Annotated in this window: 10 protein-coding genes; 6 read left to right on the forward strand and 4 right to left on the reverse strand. The window is 65.1% G+C overall.

The window, feature by feature from the left end; all coding sequences use genetic code 11:
• Positions 1–135: 135 nt before the first annotated feature.
• Positions 136–1,026 carry a biotin--[acetyl-CoA-carboxylase] ligase gene (locus DF196_RS09940; protein ID WP_109057676.1) on the forward strand — a complete coding sequence of 297 codons (891 nt, stop codon included), beginning with the start codon at positions 136–138 and terminating at the stop codon, positions 1,024–1,026.
• A gap of 132 nt (positions 1,027–1,158) precedes the next feature.
• Here the strand turns inward: DF196_RS09940 and DF196_RS09945 are convergent, their stop codons facing one another.
• Entirely contained in the window at positions 1,159–1,758 is a 600-nt protein-coding gene (locus DF196_RS09945; RefSeq protein WP_109057677.1) for a biotin transporter BioY, read from the reverse strand.
• Positions 1,759–2,298: 540 nt separating this feature from the next.
• On the opposite strand from DF196_RS09945, the gene DF196_RS09950 reads away from it, so the two are divergent.
• The 5 genes from DF196_RS09950 (at position 2,299) to DF196_RS09970 (ending at position 18,960) form a co-directional block, all read left to right on the forward strand.
• The gene (locus DF196_RS09950; protein WP_109057678.1) at positions 2,299–4,158 is read left to right on the forward strand and encodes an ATP-binding protein; all 1,860 of its coding nucleotides are present in this window, start codon (positions 2,299–2,301) and stop codon (positions 4,156–4,158) included.
• Positions 4,155–5,849 (forward strand): acyl-CoA carboxylase subunit beta, encoded by a 1,695-nt coding sequence (locus DF196_RS09955; protein WP_109057679.1) that lies wholly within the window; start codon positions 4,155–4,157, stop codon positions 5,847–5,849. Before DF196_RS09950 ends, DF196_RS09955 begins: the two co-directional genes overlap by 4 nt.
• Positions 5,850–6,198: 349 nt before the next feature.
• Entirely contained in the window at positions 6,199–15,888 is a 9,690-nt protein-coding gene (locus DF196_RS09960) for a type I polyketide synthase (RefSeq protein ID WP_109057680.1), read from the forward strand.
• A gap of 337 nt (positions 15,889–16,225) precedes the next feature.
• Positions 16,226–16,819 carry a holo-ACP synthase gene (locus tag DF196_RS09965; RefSeq protein ID WP_109057681.1) on the forward strand — a complete coding sequence of 198 codons (594 nt, stop codon included), beginning with the start codon at positions 16,226–16,228 and terminating at the stop codon, positions 16,817–16,819.
• 212 nt (positions 16,820–17,031) lie between these two features.
• Positions 17,032–18,960, forward strand: coding sequence for an alpha-amylase family protein (locus DF196_RS09970; RefSeq protein ID WP_241519686.1), 1,929 nt, complete (start codon positions 17,032–17,034; stop codon positions 18,958–18,960).
• Positions 18,961–19,441: 481 nt separating this feature from the next.
• On the opposite strand, the gene DF196_RS09975 is transcribed toward DF196_RS09970, so the two are convergent.
• The 3 genes from DF196_RS09975 to DF196_RS09985 all read right to left on the reverse strand — a co-directional run bounded on the left by DF196_RS09975 (position 19,442) and on the right by DF196_RS09985 (position 22,292).
• Positions 19,442–19,951, reverse strand: a complete 510-nt coding sequence (locus DF196_RS09975) for an Hsp20/alpha crystallin family protein (protein ID WP_109057682.1) — start codon at positions 19,949–19,951, stop codon at positions 19,442–19,444.
• Positions 19,952–20,607: 656 nt separating this feature from the next.
• Positions 20,608–21,729: a site-specific integrase gene (locus DF196_RS09980; RefSeq protein ID WP_109057683.1), complete on the reverse strand. Its 1,122-nt coding sequence runs from the start codon at positions 21,727–21,729 to the stop codon at positions 20,608–20,610.
• Positions 21,729–22,292 (reverse strand): helix-turn-helix domain-containing protein, encoded by a 564-nt coding sequence (locus DF196_RS09985; protein ID WP_109057684.1) that lies wholly within the window; start codon positions 22,290–22,292, stop codon positions 21,729–21,731. Before DF196_RS09985 ends, DF196_RS09980 begins: the two co-directional genes overlap by 1 nt.
• Positions 22,293–22,390: the final 98 nt, after the last annotated feature.

Consider the following 22,390-nt stretch of genomic DNA (forward strand, 5'->3'; position numbering starts at 1 on the left):
AATGTGATTTGCGTCACTTTGCGCGGTGGTTGTGAGCGCTAACAACGAACCGTTGTCGGAAAATGGTTGGAATTGTGCGGTTCTTCGTGGGATGACGGGGTCATCTTGGTCGGTATCGGGGGTATGGTGTCACCCATGATTATTGCTTTGAAGGCTGCAGTGCCGCAGCTGCCGAGAACCAACGATGCCACCGAACAGGTGGTGGCAGTGGCCGAGACCGACTCGACCAACGCGCTTGCCGCGCGCATGATCGCCGACGGCACGATGCCGCTCGCCCCGGCGCAGGACGGCACCCCCGCCATCGCCGTGGTGGCCGCCGACCGCCAGACCGCCGGCCGCGGGCGCAACGGGCACACGTGGGTGAGCCAGCCGGGCCGATCCTCCACGATCTCCTATGCCGTGAGATTGCCGCGCGCGATCGCCACCGACGAAACGCTCAACGGGTGGCTGCAGATGATCGCCGGACTGGTCACGCTGGACGCGCTCAACGGTGCGATGAAGGAATTCGGTGCCGAGCCAGACCATCCGGATTCGCTGCTGGAACTCAAGTGGCCTAACGACATCTTCTGCCACGGCCTTAAGCTGGGCGGACTGCTGTCCGAGCTGGTGCTGCTGCCCGAGACGGCGGATGCGGACGTCGATGTCGCCGTCGTGTTCGGCGTCGGCCTGAACCTCATGCTCGGCGCATGCCGACTGCCCACGCCGCAGTCCACGTCGCTGCAGCTGCATGTGCACGACCTGCCGGCGTTCGGCGAACTGCGCGACGCCGTGGCCGCCCGCGAAGTAGCTGGCTTCCGTGAGCGACTGGCCCAATTCGTGGCCGACCCACACGGCCAGGCCGAACTGCTGCGCGAGGAGATGAAAACCGTGTGCTGGGCGCGCGGCCGTCAGGTCGAGGCGCACTTCACGGACGGATCCACGCTGACCGGCGAGGCGATCGGTCTCAATGAGGACGCCTCGCTGATTCTGCGCACCCCCGACGGGGTCGACCACACCGTGCACACCGCGGACGTGGGCGTGCTGTAACAGACGTCGTCGGCGTCACGGTTGCCGCCGACGATCAGAGGAAAGAAAGAGAGATGGTTCGGGCCGCCCGCATATGCTGCAGGGCGGCCCGAACCATATGATGACGCGATTTCGGCGCGGCTCAGTGCGATTTCAGCGGACAAGCCGGCTCAGTCCGGAGGTGGCCAGCGCGGCCACCACGGCCTTGATGATGTCGCCGGCGATGAAGGCCATGGAAGCCAGCGCGACCGTGGTCAGCGGCACGCCCGTGAGCGTGGACTGCACGGTGATGCCGAAGAAGTACACCACCGCGACGCCGCCGACGAGGGCCGCCAGCAGATAGCGGCCGGCGGTGAACGCCGCACGCGCGGCGGAGGAAAGATCAGCCTTGCCGCGCAGCAGCGCGATGACGATGATGCCCGGGATAAGACCGAACAGGAAACCGGCACTCGGGCCGACCAACGCCATCGTGGAGGCGCCGCCCGCGAACACCGGCAGGCCCAGCGCGCCGGCGGCCAGATACAGCGCCGCGGCGGAGGTGGCCTGACGCCATGGCAGCATGAGACCGGCCAGCATCACCACGAAAGTCTGCAGCGTGATGGGCACCGGCGTGCCGGGAACCGGAATCTCGCCGGCCGCGGCCGCCAGCCACAGCAATGCGGCGAACAGCACCGGCTTCCAGGATGCGGCCGCGATGCGGCGGGTGAGCGAGATTGCGGAGGCGGCGGGTGTTGCGGTGTGTGAAGTCTGCATGATGTGTGATTCCCCCTTGTGATGTGGCGTGATGTGCTGGGTTTGTGATGTGGCGTGATGTGCTGGGTGCTTGTGGTTTTGCGGGCGTAGCGGTCACGGGCCACCCTTCGTTGGCTTTGCCGCCGGCTCCCCTGACAGGGATCCGGAAAAGACTCCTGCCGCGTGTGGTCCGTGAAGGGCCGCGATGGCTGTTCGCGAGGCTTCGTTGCCGGCCTCTCCCAAGAAGCCGGCAACGGCGGAACCTTCCCCCAACGATTGCCATCGTAGGAATGTTCGTTTTCGTGCGGTTTCGTGCCAAGTTACAAAAATGTTGATTTCGATTTGTCGCAAGTTGACGAATAGTTCTTCATTGTCAACTTTGCGACAGCGAGTGTAGGTGGGTTAAAAACGGCGGAACCGCAACGCTTTTGGCTGTTGGTCGCTTACGGTTACGTCGGCGAAACCTACGCGCTCGTTTGTCGGTAGCCTACAAAAGCCCTTGAAACGTTTTGTGTGAACGGGTCTTGCCGTGGCCGCCGAAGCGCGCAAAAATTTGACGATATGGCTCAATCTGTCAATAAACTGCTGATCGCGAATCGCGGCGAGATCGCGCTGCGCGTGGTGCGCACGGCCAAGGAGATGGGGATTAAGACCGTGTCCGTCTACGCCGAACAGGACCGCGACGGCCGCTATGTGGACATGGCCGACGAGGCGTACCTGCTCTCCGGCGACACCTACAAGGACACGTATCTCAACGAGGATTTGCTCATCGACATCCTGCACCGCACCGGTGCGGACGCCGTGCATCCCGGCTACGGGTTCCTTTCCGAGGTGCCGAGCTTCGCGCAGAAGGTCGAGGACGCCGGCGCCATCTGGGTGGGGCCGCACCACACCGCACTCGTGGACCTCGGCGACAAGATCACCGCCCGCCGTGTGGCCCTGCGCGCCAAGGTGCCGCCCGTGCCCGGCCTGTCCGAACCGGTCGAGGACATGCGCACACTGCTCGACTTCGCGCACACCCACGGCTATCCGATCATGATGAAACGCACCGACGGCGGTGGCGGCCACGGCATCACCGTGGTCCACGACGACGAGGAGCTGCGCCGCTTCTACACCAACCACGACGCGCTCCAGGGCGGCGATCTCAAGGAATACTTCATCGAGAAGTTCATCGACAAGGCCCGTCACGTCGAGACCCAGTCCGGCCGCGACTCCCACGGCAACTTCACCGTCTACTCCACGCGCGACTGCTCGCTGCAGCGCCGCAACCAGAAGCTCGTGGAGGAGGCCCCCGCCCCCTTCCTGCCCCAGGAGATCACCGACACGCTCGTGGAGTACTCCCGCCGCCTGTTCACCACCGTGGACTACGTGGGCCTGGGCACCTGCGAGTTCATGGTGACGCCCAACGGCAAGGTCTACTTCCTCGAGGTGAACCCGCGACTGCAGGTCGAGCACACCGTCTCCGAGGAGGTCAGCGGACTCGACCTGGTGCGCGAGCAGCTCGTCATCGCCTCCGGTGGCACGCTCACACCGGCCCCCGAACCGCGCGGCCACAGCTTCGAACTGCGCATCACCAGCGAGGACCCGGCCAAAAACCTCACGCCCGGCGCCGGCACACTGGAGCGCATCCAATGGCCGGCCGGCCCCGGTGTGCGCATCGACACCGGCGTGGAACAGGGCGACACCATCTCACCGAAATTCGATTCGATGATGGGCAAGGTGATCGTCACCGCGCAGGACCGCGCCGCCGCCGTGTCCCGCGTGCGCCGCGTACTCGACGAACTCGTGATCGAGGGCGTGCCCACGCCGATCCCGCTGTTCAAGGAGATCTTCCGCAACGACGACTTCACTGCGGAAGGCGGCCATCCGTTCGCCGTGTCCACCAAATGGCTGGAACGCACGTACCTCAACCGCGAGCCGGATTCCGCCCGTGCCGGGCAGCCCGCGTCCCTCGCCGGAGCCGGCACGGCCCAGGGAGCCGCGGAAGCCGAGAAGGACCGCACCGAGACGTTCGTCATCGAAATGAACGACCGCCGCGTCAAGCTCACCGTGCCGCTCGACATCGTGGAGAACATCACCGGTTCCGCCCGCGCCCGCGGCGCCAAGCGGCCCACCCAGCCGTTGCGCGGCGCCGGTCTGCACAACGTGGCCGCCGCAGGGCAGAGCGCGAACGACGGCGTCCAGTCCGGCGTCATCGCCTCACCGATGCAGGCCGTGGTCACCCGCATCAACGTGTCCGAAGGCCAGCAGGTGGCCAAGGGCGACCTGCTCGTGGTGCTCGAATCCATGAAGATGGAGAACTACGTGTACGCGCCCGCCGCCGGCGAAGTGACCAAGATCTTCGTCGGGCCCGCGGACGGCGTGGAGGCCGGCGACACCCTCGTGACCCTGGACGTGACCAAGAAGGAGGCGGCCAAATGACCGACATCATGGACTCCCCGGCCGTCAAGGCGGCGGTGCGCTCCGCGGCGGCGGGCGCGGGGACGGGGACGACGGGCGCTGAGGATGCGCGTGGTTCCGCCGATTCCGCCGCGCGCGGCTCCGCCAACCCGTCGCAGCCCTCGGCCCACCAGCCTTTGAGGGCCGCCGTGGTCCGTGCCGCCGAACTGGCCCGCGCCGCCGAGGAGCGCGCCCGCGACAAGCAGCACGCCAAAGGCAAGAAGACCGCCCGCGAACGCCTCGACATGCTCTTCGACACCGGCACCTTCGAGGAGATCGGCCGCTTCCAGGGCGGCAACATCGCCGCCGGCAACGCGGGCGCGGCCGTCATCACCGGCTTCGGCCTGATCTACGGGCGCAAGGTGGCTGTCTACGCGCAGGACTTCTCCGTCAAGGGCGGCACCCTCGGCACCGCGGAAGGCGAGAAGATCTGCCGCCTCATGGACATGGCCATCGACCTCAAGGTACCGATCGTGGCCATCGTGGACTCCGGCGGCGCGCGCATCCAGGAAGGCGTGGCCGCGCTCACCCAATACGGCCGCATCTTCCGCAAGACCTGCGAGGCCAGCGGCTTCGTACCGCAGCTGAGCCTGATCCTGGGACCCTGCGCCGGCGGCGCGGTCTACTGTCCGGCCCTGACTGACCTCATCATCATGACCCGCGAGAACTCGAACATGTTCGTTACCGGCCCGGATGTGGTCAAGGCGGCCACCGGCGAGACCATCTCCATGGCCGACCTCGGCGGCGGCGAGGTGCACAACCGCGTCTCCGGCGTGGCCCACTACCTCGGCGAGGACGAGTCGGACGCCATCGACTACGCGCGCACCGTGCTCGCCTACCTGCCGTCCAACGCCGAGAGCCAGCCGCCGGTCTACGCCTACGCCGCCACCCGCGCCGAGCGGGACACCGCCAAACGGCTCGCCCAGATCGTGCCCGCCAACGAACGCCAGCCCTACGACATGCTCGACGTGATCCGCTGCATCGTGGACTACGGCGAATTCGTGCAGGTCCAGGAACTCTTCGGCGCCTCCGCGCTCGTGGGATTCGCCTGCATCGACGGGCATCCGGTGGGCGTCGTGGCCAACCAGCCGAACGTCAGGGCCGGCATCTTGGACGTCGACTCGTCCGAGAAAGTGGCCCGGTTCGTACGCCTGTGCGACGCCTTCAACCTGCCCGTCGTCACGCTCGTGGACGTGCCCGGATACAAGCCCGGCTCCGACCAGGAGCATGCCGGCATTATCCGCCGCGGCGCCAAAGTGATCTACGCCTACGCCAACGCGCAGGTGCCGCTCGTGACCGTGGTGCTGCGCAAGGCGTTCGGCGGCGCGTACATCGTGATGGGCTCCAAGGCCATCGGCGCGGACCTCAACTTCGCATGGCCCAGCTCGCAGATCGCCGTGCTTGGCGCGGCCGGTGCGGTGAACATCATTCACCGGCACGACCTGGCCAAGGCCAAGGCCGCCGGACAGGACGTGGAAGCGCTCAGAGCCCGGTACATCAAGGAATACGAGACCAGCACGGTCAACGCGAACCTCTCGCTCGAAATCGGGCAGATCGACGCGATGATCGACCCGGAGCAGACCCGCGAGGTGATCGCCGAATCCCTCGCCACGCTCGCCACCAAACGCCGCGTGAGACGGACCACCAAGCATCACGGCAACCAACCGCTGTAGCGCGGGTCGTATCTTGGCCCCCTCTGGCGAGGGGGCTCCCGCGAAGCGGGTGGGGGAGAGCAGCCGGCGCAAGCCGCATTGGTAACGAATCGGCCTGCGGGCCGATGCTGTTTCTTTCGCGATTGACATCGCGGCTTCTCTCCCTCAGTCTCGCTGCGCTCGACAGCTCGACCAGCAATGATGGAGCCTTCGGCCGAGTCATTAGCTCGACTGTCGTCTCGCACCTTGCCTGCGGAGAGTCCACCGGACTCTCCGCCTAACGGCAAGGTCCCGTCAGAGGGAGCCAAAGCTCATGTCTCATCAACTTTTTCCTAATCCGTCAACCAATCCACCAACCCAAGGAACACCAATGACCACCTTCTTCCTCAACCGCCTGGCCGCCGAGCCGCACGCGCTCGCCTTTGCCGGACAGTCCACCCCGTGGCCGGTCGCGCTCGCCGACCAGACCACCGATCCCAGCCTCGACGAGGCCCTGCACGCCCACGTCGAGGCCGCAAGCCGACTGCTCACCCCGGTGGCCGCCGACCTGCTCGCCACCACCGGCCGCCCGGTGGACCTGTTCGGCTTCGCCCCGAACCCGGCCCGCCTCGGCGCCGCGGCCGACGCCACCGCCTCCGTGGAAGGCGTGGCCCTGACCCAGCTCGGCGCCCTGCTCGACCTCGAACACCTGGGATACACGCTCGCCACGGCCAAGCCGGCCGCCGTGCTCGGCCACTCCCAGGGCGTGCTCGCGGTCCACATGGCCCGCGCCATCGAATCCGCCGGCTCGATCGAGGCCGCGGCCCCCACGCTCGACGAGATCCTGGCCGTCGCCTCGCTGATCGGCGCCGCCGGCACCCGTCGCGTGCGCGAACTGGGACTGGCCACCAAGTACGGTGAGGCCAGCCCGATGCTCTCCGTCAAGGGTGCCACCCTGGCCCAGGTCAAGGCGCTCATCGCCCGCGTGGCCGGCTCGAACCACGCCCGCGGCCCGATCTCCATCGCCGTGACCAACTCGGGCAACCACCACGTGCTCTCAGGCTACCCAGAGGACCTGTCCGCATTCGCCATCGAAACCGAGCGCGAGCACAAGCACCAGACCAAGCTGCGCGAGGAGAAGCTGCACGGCGGCGCCGTGTTCAACCCCACCCTCGAATACCTCGAGGTCACCCTGCCGTTCCACTCCCCGCTCATGGCCGAGGCCGTGGAACAGACCGTCTCCTGGGCCGCCGCCTGCGGCTTCGACCAGGACCGCACCCGCGCGCTCGCCGAGGAGGTACTGCTCAACCACGTGGACTGGAATGCCCGCGTCAAGGCCCTGCTTGACCAGGTGGACGACCCGGCCAAGCTGTGGATCGTGGATCTGGGCCCGGGCAACACCCTGGGCAAGCTCGTGGGCAACGTCGTGCAGGGCACCGGCGTGGGAGTGGTGGAGGCCACGACCCTCGCCGAACGCGCCGCCCTGTCCACGCTGGAGGGCGAACCCGAACGCACCCAGAACTGGAAGGCCTTCGCGCCGCGCGTGATCGCCACCCCGGCCGGCGACAAGCTCGTCACCAAGTTCTCCCGTCTCACCGGCAAGCCGCCGGTGCTGCTGCCCGGCATGACCCCCACCACCGTGGATCCGGAGATCGTGGCCGCGGCCGCCAACGCCGGCTACTGGGCCGCGCTCGCCGGCGGTGGCCACGTGGCCGCGCTGGAGGAGCAGCTGGAGGAAGGCCGCACGGTCGAATTCAACGCCATGTTCATGGACCGCTACCTGTGGAACCTGCAGTTCGGTTCCTCCCGCATCGTACCCAAGAAGCGCGCGTCCGGCGCGCCCATCGACGGCGTGGTGGTCTCCGCCGGCATTCCTGAGCTTGACGAGGCCGTCTCCCTCATCAAGTCCCTGCAGGCGGACGGCCTGCCGTACGTGAGCTTCAAGCCCGGCACCGTGGACCAGATCCGTCAGGTGGTCGCGATCGCCAAGGCCGTGGCCCCCACTGTCATCATGATCCAGGTGGAGGGCGGCGAGGCCGGCGGTCACCACAGCTGGGAGGCTCTCGACGACCTGCTGGCCGCCACCTACGCCGACGTGCGCGCCTGCGAGAATCTGGTGCTCGTGGCCGGCGGCGGCATCGGCACCCCCGAACGTGCCGCCGACTACATCTCCGGCCAGTGGGCCCGCGCCTACGGCCTGCCCGACATGCCGGTGGACGGCGTGCTCGTGGGCACCGCTGTGATGACCGCCAAGGAGGCGCACACCAGCCCCGAAGTCAAGCAGCTGCTCGTCAAGACGCCCGGCATCCCGGCCCCTTCCGCCGGTGCCGGCGATGACGCCGCCGATCCGTTCGCCCCGCAGGCCGCCCACTGGGTGCCCTCCGGCAAGTCCGCGGGCGGCGTCTCCTCCGGCCTGAGCCATCTGCACGCGGACATCTACGAACTCGAGAACTCCTCCGCCGCCTGCGGCCGCCTGCTCGTGCGCGTCATGAAGCACCCCGAAGAACTCGAGTCCCGCCGCGGCGAGATCATCGAGGCCCTGAACAAGACCGCCAAGCCCTACTTCGGCGACCTCGACTCCATGACCTACCTCGATTGGGCCAAGCGCTTCGCCGCGCTCGCCTACCCGTGGGTCGACCCCACCTATGCCGACCGCTTCCAGCACCTACTGCAGCGCATCGAGGCCCGCGTCAACGCCAAGGACTCCGGCAAGTTCGCCTCCCGACTGTTCGCCGCGGACGGCACTTCCGCCGAAGCCGCCGCCGCAGCGGGACTCCTGACCCGCGACGACATCCTCAAGGACTCGACCCCGGCGCTCGCCAAGCTCGCCGAAACCTACTCCGAAACCGCCGAGCTCACAGTGGTCCCGGCCGACGTGGCCTGGTTCCCGGTGCTCGTGCGCGAATACCCCAAGCCCATGCCGTTCGTGCCGGTCATCGACCACGACCTGCTGCGTTGGTGGGGCCAGGATCAGCTCTGGCAGTCCGAGGACCCACGCTATTCCGCCGATTCCGTGCGTGCCATCCCCGGCCCGATCTCCGTGGCCGGCATCACCAGCGTGGACGAGCCGGTGGCCGATATCCTCGGCCGCTTCGAACACGCCGCCATTGAGCGTGTCAAGACCGCCGAAACCGAGGAGCCGCAGGCGTTCGCCGCGCTGGGCGACGCCACCGATGCCGAGGACTTCATCCGCAAGTCCCCGAACATCTCCTGGGTGGGCCACATCACCGACAACCCCGCCTACGGCACCGCACTGGGCGACGAGCACTACGAGATCCGCGCGTTTGACGCCACTGCCGGCAAGTACGACCTTGACATCCATCTCGACACCTACTGGGACAACGATCTGGATGGTGGCTTCTCCAAGCACGCCGTGCGCGACATCGTCATCCCGCTCATCGTGGGCGGCACCGAACCCGGCCGCGTGCCGGTCGTGGACCGCGAGCGCCTGATCCCGGACGTCTACGCGATGCTCGCCGCCACCGCCGGCATCGGCAACACCGCCATCACCGGCGACAAGCTCGCCGCCATGCCCGAGATCACGCCCGCCGAAGGTCGCGTGTTCGGCGAGGCGCATGCCACCTACACGCTCTCCGCCAACCTCGGCTTCGACCACGAGGCGGCCACCGGCGGTGCCCTGCCCGCCACCCTGCAGCCCAGCCGCATCGCCCCCGACGCGCTGGTCGGCCCCGCCTGGCCGGCGATCTACGCGGCGCTCGGCTCCGTCTCCGTCAACGGCTACCCGGTCATCGAAGGCCTGCTCAACGCCGTCCACCTCGACCACCTCATCGAACTCGAGGTGAACGAGGAGGAACTGCTCAAGCACACCGGCGAGACCATCGCCCTCACCTCCTGGGCCGAGGACTACTTCGAATCCGCATCCGGCCGCGTGGTGACCATCCACGTGACCCACACCGCCGCCGACGGCACGTTGCTGGCCCGCGAAACCGAGCGCTTCGCCATCCGCGGCCGTGTCTACTCCGACGCGCTGCCCGCGGACGCCCCCGAATTCGGCGACGCCTCGCATGACGAGATTGAGCCCACGCCGCGTCGTCTGCTGCGCCGCGTGAAGGTCACCGCCCCCGGCGACATGACCGCCTTCGCCCGCACCTCCGGCGACTTCAACCCGATCCACACCTCCACGCGCGGCGCCCGCATCTCCGGGCTCAAGGCCCCGCTCGTGCACGGCATGTGGCTGTCCGCCACCGCCCAGCACGCCGTGCAGGCCACCGATGAGAAGGGTGCGCACTATGAGATCGCCGGCTGGACCTACAACATGTACGGCATGGTCCAGCTGAACGACCAGGTGGAGATTTCTGTGGAGCGCGTGGGCAAGGTGCGCCACGGCGGCATGACCCTGGAGGTCACCTGCCGTATCGGCGGACAGCTCGTCTCCCGTGGCACCGCACTGGTCCGTGCCCCGCGCGCCGCCTTCGTCTACCCCGGCCAGGGCATCCAGAAGCAGGGCATGGTCCTGGACGAGCGCGCCAAGTCCGCCGCCGCCCGCGACGTGTGGGAGCGCGCCGACAAGCTGACACGCTCCAAGCTCGGCTTCTCGATCATCGGCCTCGTGCGCGATAACCCCAAGGAGCTCACCGCCAACGGCGTGACCTACCGTCACCCCGAAGGCCTGCTCAACCTGACGCAGTTCACACAGGTGGCGCTCGCCACCGTGGCCTTCGCCCAAACCGCCCGCCTGCGCGAGGCCGGCGCGGACATCTGGCCCGCCTACTTCGCCGGCCACTCGCTCGGCGAGTACAACGCGCTGTCCGCATTCGCCGGTGTGATCCCGCTGGAGACCGTGCTGGAGCTCGTGTTCCACCGCGGCTCGACCATGCACCACCTCATCGACCGCGACGCCCAGGGCCGCTCCAACTACCGCATGGGCGCGCTGCGTCCGAACCAGTTCGGCGTGGACGACGCGCACGTCAAGGAATACGTGGAGTCCGTGGCCAAGAAGAGCGGCGAGTTCCTGCAGATCGTCAACTACAACCTCGCCGGCCAGCAGTACGCCATCGCCGGCACCATCGCGGGCCTCAAGGCCCTGAAGGCCGACGCCGCCCGCCGCGTGGCCGAATACGGCGGCAAGCCGGCGTTCATGCTGGTGCCCGGCATCGACGTGCCGTTCCACTCCACGCTGCTTCGCAAGGGCGTGCCGGAGTTCCGCGACAAGCTCGACGCGCTGCTGCCTCAGTACATCGACTACCGCGGCCGTCTGGTGGGCCGCTACATCCCGAACCTGGTGGCCGTGCCGTTCGAGATGACCCGCGAGTTCGCCGCCAAGATTCTCGACGTGGTGCCCTCTGAGCGCATCCGCGAGGCCCTGGAGAACCCGGAGGTGTGGGATTCCTACGCCGCGGACGACCAGAAGCTCGGCCGACTGCTCCTGACCGAACTGCTCTCCTGGCAGTTCGCCTCCCCGGTGCGCTGGATCGAGACCCAAGCGCTGCTGTTCGGCAGGCGCGAGCAGGGTGGCCTCGGCGTCGAGGAATACGTGGAGGTCGGTCTCGGCAACGCGCCGACCCTGGCGAACCTCGGTGCCAAGACCCTGCGTCTGCCCGAGTTCGCCGGCAGCGACACCGTGGTCTACAACGTGGGCCGCGACGAAGGCCGCGTGTACATGACCGATTCCGATTCCCTCGTGCCCGAGGATGATGCTGATTCTGCAGCTGCAGCCTTGGCCCCCTCTGACGAGGGGGCTGGCAGCCGCAGGCTGACTGGGGGAGAGACTACGGCGGCTGCCGCTCAGAATAAGGCATTGGCCTCCGGCCAATCCGATGTTTTTACGGCTACGCCTGCTTCTCTCCCTCAGCCTGCGGTGCAGGCAGCTCCCTCATCAGAGGGAGCCGAGGATGATGCCGCAACACAACTGGGCGCCCCAACCGGCCCGGTCGCCGACCTGCCCTTCAAGGCCTCCGACGCCATCGGCGTGCTCATGGCCTACTCCGCCAAGGTGCGCCTTGACCAGATCGGCAGCAACGACACCACCGACACCCTGACCAACGGCGTCTCCTCGCGCCGCAACCAGCTGCTCATGGACATCAGCTCCGAACTGGGAGTCGCCAGCGTGGACGGTGCCGCCGAAGCCACGCTCGTGCAGCTCGCGCAGATCGTGAACAAGGCCGCCCCGAACTACAAGCCGTTCGGCGCCGTGCTGTCCGAAGCCCTGCGTGACCGTCTGCGCGCGCTCTTCGGCGCCGCCGGCGTCAAGCAGCAGTACATCCGCGACCGTGTGGCCAACGTCTGGCAGCTCGGCGAAGGCTGGGTGGCCAGCGTGCTTGCCGCGCTCCTGCTCGACACCCGCGAGGGCTCCAGCTCCCGCGGCGGCGACCTCGCCAAACTGCCGACCGCGGCCGTGCAGTCCAAGGCCGAGGCGGACAAGCTCATCGACGCCGCCGTCCAGACCGTCGCCCAGCTGAAGGGCGTCACCGTCGCATTGCCCACCGCGGGTGGTGCGGCCGGCGGCGCGGTGGTCGATTCCGCCGCGCTGGACGCCTTCGCCGAGAAGGTCACCGGCTCCAACGGCGTGCTCGCCGCCACCGCCCGCTTCGTGCTGGGTGAACTCGGCGTGGCCGCCCCGGCCCCCGCCGAGGAAGAGGACGAGAATGCCGCCGTGGTGGCCGCGGTCGAGGCCGAACTCGGCTCCGACTGGCCCAAGCAGGTCGAGCCGCGCTTCGACGCCAACAAGGCCATCCTGTTCGACGACCGCTGGGCCTCCGCCCGCGAGGACCTCGCCCGCGCCTACTACGACAATGACCCAGCCGCCCTGAACGGCAGCTTCATTGGCCTCGGCAAGACCATCGCCGACGAAGCCAACTGGTTCGCTAATCAGCCCTCCGTCGAGGAGACCGCTATTTCGGCTCCCCTCTCTGAGGGGAGCTCCCGCGCGGCGGGTGAGGGGAGCGGCACCGCCGACCTCAAGACCGCCTTCCAGAAGGTAGCCTCCGAAGCCCTCGAACCCGTCACCTCTGATCACCAGGCATCCCGCTTCGCGAACGACATCGCCATCGTGACTGGTGTGAGCCCGAACTCCATCGCCGCGCAGGTGGTCGAAGGCCTGCTCGCGGGCGGCGCCACCGTGGTGGCCACCTCGCACAGCTTCAAGCCGTCCATCAAGGCCTGGGCTCGCAAGGCCTACCGCGAGCATGCCACCGGCGACGCCAAGCTGTGGCTGGTCCCGGCCAACCTCTCCAGCTACCGCGACGTGGACGCGCTGGTCGATTGGGTGGGCCACGAGCAGAAGAAGACTTCCGGTGCCACCACCACCGTGCTCAAGCCCGCCTACGAGCCGACCCTGTTCTTCCCGTTCGCGGCCCCGCCGGTGCACGGCACCCTGGCCGACGCCGGCGACCTGTTCGAATCGCAGGCCCGACTCATGCTGTGGGGCGTGGAACGCGCCATCGCCGGATTCTCGAAGATCGGCGCGGACACCAACGTGCAGCACAAGCTCCACGTGGTGCTGCCCGGCTCCCCGAACCGCGGCGTGTTCGGCGGCGACGGCGCCTACGGCGAAGTCAAGAGCGCCTTCGATGCCATCGTCAACCGCGCCCGTGCCGAGCGTGACGCCTGGTCCGACCGCGTCACCTTCGCCCACCCGAAGATCGGCTGGGTGCGCGGCACCGGTCTCATGGGCGGCAACGACCCGCTGGTCGACGTGGTGGAGCGTCACGGCATCCACACCTATTCCACCGCCCAGATCGCGGCCAAGCTGCTCGACCTGTGCACCGCGGAATCGCGTGCGGAAGCCGTCAAGCACCCGCTTGACGTGGACCTGACCGGCGGCCTCGGCTCCGAGCTCATCGACATCAAGGCCCTCCGTGCCGAAGCTGCCGCAGACTTGGCCCCCTCTGACGGGACCTTGCCGTTGGGCGGAGAGTCCGGTGGACTTTCCGTAGGCAAGGTGCGAGACGATAGTCGAGCTGATGTTTTGGCCGTAGGCTCCATAATTACCGGTCAGGCTGGCAGCCAAAGGCTGACTGGGGGAGAGAAGGACGATAAGGACAGTGCCGAAGGTTCCGTTGACGGTCTGGAATTGAAGGCCCTGCCCACCCCCATCGTCACCAAGCAGGCCCCGGTCGACCTCGCCGACTGGCAGAACGTCACCGCCCGCCCGGAGGACGAAATCGTCATCGTGTCCGTCGGCGAACTGGGTCCGTGGGGCTCCGGCCGTACGCGCGCCGAGGCCGAACTCGGCATCCATTCGGACGGCGAGGTTGACCTGAGCGCCGGCGCCGTGCTCGAACTGGCCTGGAACATGGGCCTGCTGACCTGGCAGGACAGCCCCAAGCCCGGCTGGTACGACGCCGACGGCAACCTGGTGCCCGAGGAAGACATCGCCGAACGCTACCACGACGAGGTCGTGGCCCGCTCCGGCATCCGCCCGTTCGAGACCGGCATGGGCTCCGACTACAAGGACGGCGCCGACGAGGAGGAGGCCGAGGTCTTCCTGGACCACGACGTCACCTTCTCCGTGCCGAGCGAGGACGTCGCCCGCGAATACGTCAAGCTGGACGCCAAGCGCACCACCATCGCCCCTGACGCCGAATCCGGCGAATGGAACGTGACCCGCCACGCCGGTTCGATGATCCGCGTGCCGCGCCGTGCCACCATGACCCGCACGGTCGGCGGTCAGTTCCCGACCGGCTTCGACCCGACCCGCTGGGGCATCCCGGCCTCGATGGTCGGCGACGTGGACGAGATCGCGCTGTGGAACATCGTCACCACCGTGGACGCCTACCTCTCCGCCGGCTTCACCCCGGCCGAGATCCTGCAGGCCATCCACCCCTCGCTGGTGGCCTCCACGCAGGGCACCGGCTTCGGCGGCATGCGTTCCATGCGCAAGCTCTACCTTGACCGCTTCCTCAACCACGAGATCCCGACCGACATCCTGCAGGAGGCACTGCCGAACGTGGTGGCCGCACACGTGATGCAGTCGTACATCGGCGGCTACGGCAACATGATCCAGCCCGTCTCCGCCTGCGCCACCGCCGCGGTTTCCCTGGAGGAGGGCGTCGACAAGATCGCCTTGGGCAAGGCCGACTTCGTGGTCACCGGCGCGATCGACGACATCGGCGTGGAATCGGTGATCGGCTTCGGCAACATGAACGCCACCGCCAACTCCGCCGAAATGTACGGCAAGGGCATCGACGCGCGGTTCTTCTCCCGTGCGAACGATCGCAGGCGCGGCGGCTTCCTGGAATCCCAGGGCGGCGGCACGATCCTCGTGACCCGCGGCGACATCGCCCTGAAGCTCGGCCTGCCGGTCGCGGCAGTGGTCGGTTTCATCCACAGCTACGCCGACGGTGCGCACACCTCGATTCCGGCCCCCGGTCTCGGTGCTCTGGCGGCAGGCCTCGGCGGCCGCAAGTCGAAGCTCGTGCGTGACCTGGCCGCGCTCGGCGTCACGGCGGACGACATCGCCGTGGTCTCCAAGCACGACACGTCCACCAACGCCAACGACCCGAACGAATCCGAGCTGCACAACACGCTGGCCCACGCCATCGGCCGCACGGACGGCAACCTGCTGTTCGTGATCTCGCAGAAGACGCTCACCGGCCACGCCAAGGGCGGTGCCTGCATCTTCCAGGTCAACGGCCTGACGCAGCTGTTCAAGTCCGGCGTGATCCCGGCCAACGCGGCCCTCGACTGCGTGGACCCGAAGCTGGAGCGCGACGACCACATGGTCTGGGTCAGGAAGCCCCTGCGCATCGGCGGAGGCGAGGATTCGTACGGTCGCGTGACGCCGGGCCGTCCGGTCAAGGCCGGACTTGCCACGTCGCTCGGCTTCGGACACGTGTCCGGATTCGTGGCGCTGGTGCACCCTGGTGCCTTCGAGGCCGCCGTGGCCAAGGCCGACGGCGAGGCTGCGCTTGCCGAATGGCGCGAACGTGCCAACGCACGCCTGGCCGCCGGTCAGCGTCACCTCGAGGAAGGCATGATGGGTCGTGCCGCGCTGTACGAGCCGATCGAGAACCGTCGCTTCCATGACGACCACCGCGGCTACGACCACCACGAGGTCGAAAAGGCGATGCTGCTGGATCCGAACGCTCGTCTCGGCGAATCCGGCTTCTACGAAGCCTGATGTGCACTTGGCTCCCCTTATCTGAGGGGAGCTGTGCCCATGGTGTAGGGATTTTCGCATGGTGTAGGGAACGTCCCATGGTGTAGGGAATCAGAATGGCGGAATTCCGCCATTTTTGAGGTTTATGGCAGATTTGTATCCCTACAACATGGGAAATTCCCTACACCATGGGCGTGATCGGGGCGGGGGAAATTCATACCGTCGAGGCCTTGAATCCATACTGTCAAGTCCTTGAGCCGCGTGGTTATATGGGATCAGACCATACGCGGCGGCGGATGACGGCCATATTCGGACAATTCGGCCGCGTACATTCAGCCGCATGAATACGGGAGGAATCATGGGTGTGCTCGGACTGGGCCATGATGTGGTGGACGTGGCGGCATTCGCCGAGCAGCTGTCCGAGCCGGGCTCCCGCATACGCAACCTGTTCTCCGTACGCGAATTGCGGCAGGCCTCTGAACGCGCGCGCGTCAAAAACGATGGCGAGGCCGTGCATCTGGCTGCCAAGTGGGCCGGCAAGGAGGCGTTCCTCAAGGCGTGGTGCGAGGCGTTGGGGGAGCGGCCATACCCGTTCACGTTGGATGACTTTCCATGGCGTGAAGTCGAGATTCTGGACGATTCGCGCGGGGTGCCGCATATGATGCTCACCGGTAAGATCTCGCAGGCGTTTCGGGATGTGTCTGGCGGGTCAGTGATCGGCGCTGGCCGTAGGGGTGGAGCCTCAGTCTTCCAAACTGATTACGCGGGTTCATCTCGCATTGCTTTGGCCGATGCCGGTCGTGATAACAGCCCGTATGCCGTCATGCATGGGCGGCGATACGGCGACGTGCCGGTTGCGGTTGTGAGCGCAGCCGAATCACCGGTCGTGCACATCTCCCTCAGTCACGATGGCCCTATCGCCTCCGCCGTGGTCATAATCTCCTCCGACTGACGTCCCGATCAGGACGGGTCGGCGGGGAAGTCGACCGAAAGACGGCCCGGCTGGATGAGTGTTCAACTCCCCGGGGCGACCCGGCTGAAAATCCTGATTTTTCCACGCGTGTCGGCGTGCCTCGATTTGCCTATATCGAACCGGTTTGATATGCTATATCCCAACGTCAAACGATTGACGCGGGCGGAATTTAGGCGACGAAGGAGTTCCCGATGGCTCGGAACAATCAGGAGAATGGCAACCAGTCGGCACAGTCGAAGCCGAAGGCGACCAAGGCAGCGGCAAAATCCACGAAATCAACGGCAGCGCGCGCCCGCAACACGGCGTCGCGTCCGGCAGCCGTCAGCCCTATCTTCAAGGCCAGGCTTGACGCTCACCGCGAGGAACTGGAACAGCTGTTCATGAGCCTGTACGACGACCAGGCCGCCTTCCAGTCGCTCCTCGATTCCATGGCCGCGGCGTACGCGGACCGTCCCGCCGACCTGAAGCGTCTCGACAAGGCCCGCGAGGCTGACCCCGAATGGTACAAGCGCGGCGACATGTTCGGCATGACCATGTACACCGACCTCTTCGCCGGCGACCTCAAGAAGCTTGCGGACAAGATTCCGTACCTCAAGGAACAGAAGCTCACCTACCTGCACCTCATGCCGCTGCTGCAGATGCCGCACCCGAACAACGACGGCGGTTACGCGGTCGAGGACTTCGACAACGTAGATCCCTCCCTCGGCACCAACGAGGATCTGGCCGCGCTCACCAAGAAACTGCGTCGCGCCGGCATCAGCCTGTGCCTTGACTTCGTGATGAACCACACCGCCTCCACCCACCGCTGGGCCAAGGCCGCCCAGGCCGGTGATCCGGAATACCAGGACTACTACTTCTGCTACGACGACCGCACCATCCCGGACGAGTACGACGCGCACGTGCCGCAGGTCTTCCCGAACACCGCCCCCGGCAACTTCACGTGGAACGAGCAGATGTGCAAGTGGGTCATGACCCAGTTCTACCCGTTCCAGTGGGATCTCAACTACCGCAACCCCAAGGTCCTCGTGGCCATGATGGGTTCCGTGATGCACCTGGCCAACCTCGGCGTGGAGGTCTTCCGCATCGACGCCGTGCCGTACATCTGGAAGGAACTCGGCACCAACTGCCGCAACCTGCCCACCGTGCACACCATCGTGCGCATCCTGCGCATCATCCTCGAATGCGTCTGCCCGGCCGTGGTCCTGAAGGGCGAGGTGGTCATGGCCCCCAAGGAGCTCGCCGCCTACTTCGGCACCCCGGAGGCCCCCGAGTGCCACATGCTGTACAACGTGTCCATCATGGTGAACCTGTGGAGCGCGTTGGCCAGCCGCGACGTGCGCCTGCTCAAGGCCCAGATCGACAAGCTCGACGCCCTGCCTGAGAACTGCTGGTTTGTCAACTACCTGCGCTGCCATGACGACATCGGCTGGGGTCTGGACGAGGACGTGGAACGCGCAATCGGCATTGACCCGCTCAAGCACAAGGAATTCCTGTACCACTTCTACGAGGGCGCGGTGCCCGGCAGCTGGTCGATGGGCGAGCTGTACAACTACGACGAGGCGACCCGCGACGCCCGCAGCTGCGGCACCACCGCATCCCTGACCGGCATCGAGAAGGCGCTCATCACGCATGACAAGCCCCTGCTTGAGATGTCCGTCAAGCGTGACCTGCTCATGCATCAGGCGATGGCGTTCCTGCGTGGCTTCCCGATGCTCAACTGCGGCGACGAGATCGCGCAGCTCAACGGCTGGGATTACAAGGAGGATCCCGATCGCGTGGAGGACAGCCGCAACCTGCACCGCTCCAAGTTCGACTGGGACAAGGCTGCGCTGCGCAAGAAGTCCGGCACCCTTCAGAACGAGCTGTGGAAGGGTATGGAAGGCCTGCGCGAGGAGCGCCACGACCCGTGCTTCGCGCCCGACGCCTGGGTGTCCACGTGGGATACGTTCAACGACGCGGTGCTCGCCGTGGTCCGCAAGGTGGAAGGCTCCGTGCTGGTCGGCCTGTTCAACTTCTCCGAACTGGAGCAGCATGCGCACCTTAACGCCAGCGAGGGCATCATCGACTCCCCGGTCGAGGCCGACCTCGCCCCGTACGAGGCCCGGTTCATCCACCTGTGATGAGTCGCGGGGTGGTGCCGGAGCCCAGCGGCTGACACGACGTTTACGAGATGCCGCTTACCATTGCCGGACTCCGCGCACCCCTGCGTATCCCGTGCATATTGACTTGCCTGTAACCGGCTTGCGATCGGTCCTTACTGTCTGAATCCCTGACCGATCGCGACCGGCGGCAGGCCTTGTTCGGCCGCGATGTCCCTGGCCAACAACGACGAAAATGCCGGGTAAGGTGTAACGCCTTGCCCGGCATTTTCATTTGGCTTTGTTTCCCGCTGCCCGTCAGACTAGTCGGCGTAGAAAACGTAGGACGGACGGCGCAGGAACAAAAGTCCCTTTTGCTTGGTGTCCCCGACGAATCGTGTTGATTGCCTCCTCGTTCAGGAGGCCGGCCCGGCGGCGACGAAGCCGTCGGACTCAATGCCTTACGGCACGGTCTCGGGACATCTGGCGTATTAAGTTATCTGCCGTTCGGGAGCGAACCTAATCAGCCCTCAATGGCGATCTGGTGCTTGGCCTCGACCTGCGGCTGGGCCTGCATCTTCGGAACTTGGATGCACAGCGTGCCGTTCTGGTAGCTGGCGTGAATATCGGATTCCTTCACATCGTCGCCAACGTAGAAGCTACGAGAGCAAGAGCCCATGTAGCGTTCGCGACGCAGCCACTTGCCGGAATCGGAAGCGCATGCGCACTTCGCATCCGACGAACCCGTGGCCTCGCCGGACTCAGGGGCCTTGTCCTCATGCTCGCTGCTGCGAGATGCGGACACGGTCAGGTAGCCGTTGTTGAGCTCGAGCTTGATATCGTCCTTCTTGAAGCCAGGCATGTCGATGTCGACGTCGTAGCCGTTGGCGGTCTCACGCACATCCGTGTTCATCATGTTCGCCGGCATGGCCGCAGCCACCTGGTTGTCCATGTTGCGCCAACCCTCGAAGAACGGATCGTCGAACAAATCAGAGAACATCGTGTCATTCATCAAAGCCGGAAACATTGCCATAATCGGTACTCCTTGAATAGGAGGGAAGCGGTTTGGCTACCGTCCGCTTCCTGCCTTGCCGCGGGCGGGAAGCGAAGCGGATATCGTGGCCGGTTCCGGAACCCCTTCCGGGGCTCTCACCTTCGCCTTTCACTTCACCCAACTTCCCGCGCCCCCAATCATTCCGGGGTTTTACCCACAGTGAAATCCGGGGTGGAATAGGCGGGATCCTACTGCGGCAGATATCGCGTAATGCTTGCAATACCGCGGTTTTCGCAGGATTCGGATGTTGGAGGCAAAAAACCCGGTTCCGAGGAACCGGGCCGGAGAAGAGAGAGGGAAGAAGAAGGAGTTTCAGTTATCGCGACCTTGCGGCCGTGACTCCCATATAACAGCCTCAAGCTCATCGCAGCCCAGACGTCGCCTGAAAGTTGCATGACAATCCGCGGTTTTCTGTGCGGGGCCTAGGTGATCGATTGTATGCATATGATATTTGAACCGGCCGAAACTGCCGTGAAACGCGAAGGACCGTTGGAATTCCAACGGTCCTCGAGTGGAGCGGATGACGGGAATCGAACCCGGCTCACGTCAGTCTGCAAATCTCGTTTCGTTGATTTTTCAACGCTTCATGCATGAGCGGGACTTGCTGGAATCATGTGTTTTGAATGGAATTGTTGTCATGTCGTTGTCACGGCGCATTCGATTTTCCTGTTGACGTTCTCCGCGACCGCATCAAGATCACTGTCGAACAGGTCGGCGTAAAGGTCGAGCGTCATGGTCGCCGTTTTATGACCGAGCATCCTTTGCACGGCCTTGACGTTCGCACCGCTGTGAATCGCAATCGACGCCGCCGTGTGACGCAGATCGTGAATCGTGAGACTCGGGGTATCGGAAGCCGCAAGGGCCCGTGAATACCAGCCGTAGGAGCCGCGCCGGTATTCGCCCAGATACCCGTCATGGGCGCGCCCGTTGAATACAAGCGCGCTGCTGTCCTTGCCCTTGCATTGTTCCCTCAACGCCTGCATGACGAATTCAGGCACGGGAACCTCGCGCGTCTCCCACGTTTTCGGCTTGCTCGCCACATATTCGCGGTTCACTCTCGTGACGCTCTCCAATACCCGGATACGGTTGTTCTCCATATCGACGGCAGCGACTTTCAAGCCCCTCGCCTCACCCATGCGCAGGCCGCAGAAACCCAATACGAGTATCAGCGTCCGATATTTGCCACTCGCATCAGCCAGGGCGAGCACCTGCGCTTCATCGAGATAGGTTCTTTCCTTGCGGGTCTTGCGCGGAAGACTGATGTCAACACAGGGCGTCTTGCGTATAAGCCTGTCGGCCACGGCCATGTCCAGAATCTGCTTAAGCAGATCGTAGGCGCGTATGACCACGCTCGCGCTTCTACCGGGCATCCCGTGTTTTTCGTCGCCCGTGGCCAGGCGGCTCACCCAAGTCTGTATCTCGGAACGTCGTATCGTGTTGACGGCACGATTACCCCACTTGGGTTGCACGTGGACGCGCCACGCGCTTTCCAGGTCACGCTTGTAGCTGGGCTTGACCGCGCCTTCCTTGCCTTCAAGATACGTTCTGGCCAAAACGCCTATCGTGACTTCACCGGACGCCGGGTCTATGAAGTCGTTGTCATTGAGACTGATCTCGATTCTCGCCGCCCAGTCCTTGGCGTCCTTGGAGCGTTTGAAACCGCGCTTCGTGCCTTGGCTGTGGTCGGGCTTGCGATAGGCGATACGATAACGCTTCTCGCCATTCTTCAGATAGTACGGCAGCGGATTAGACGCCATCAGTCACCAGATGATTCCAAAGGGTTAGGTCCCAACGATACATAATCAGGCCCATGAGAGGCTTTTTGCGGACGCCAACATGACGGTAATTGTCCTTCCAGCTTTTCTTTGACGTATAAGAGTATCCGCTGATCGCTAACATCCTTAAGAACTTTGTGAGCGTAGTCCAGTTTTTCTTCAGAGATGGGACCCGTAGGGTCGTTAATACTCATGGTCAAGCCTCTAATGGAGGCTTGCAGCCCTTCAATATCTTTAAAAATCTTCAGCAACGACTTCCATACGTTGTCTTGAGCTATATCTAGCTCAACCTCTGGTGCCGTCATAGAAAATTCATTGAGATAACCCGGGTTTAGATTAAGACACCACAAGACGTCGTTAGCTTCTGTGTACTTAAGAGCACGCTCACCGCGTTCAATGTTGTACACAGTAGCTTTTGTCCATTTGTACCCCACGTCGCGCATTTTTGCCGCCAGCATTTCCATGCTCATTCCGGCAGCCTCTCGCAAACGAGTGAGATTCGAGCCAACTTCTTTATCGCTGTATCCGTTGCTGCTTTCAACCATGTATTTAATTTAAATCACAGAATGACGACACGCCGTATATATTTCGTATTGACGCATTCCTATACGCAACGTATATATTTAGTCAACGGATTCTATAC

The organism is Bifidobacterium callitrichidarum, assembly GCF_003129905.1.
GTDB lineage: Bacteria > Actinomycetota > Actinomycetes > Actinomycetales > Bifidobacteriaceae > Bifidobacterium > Bifidobacterium callitrichidarum.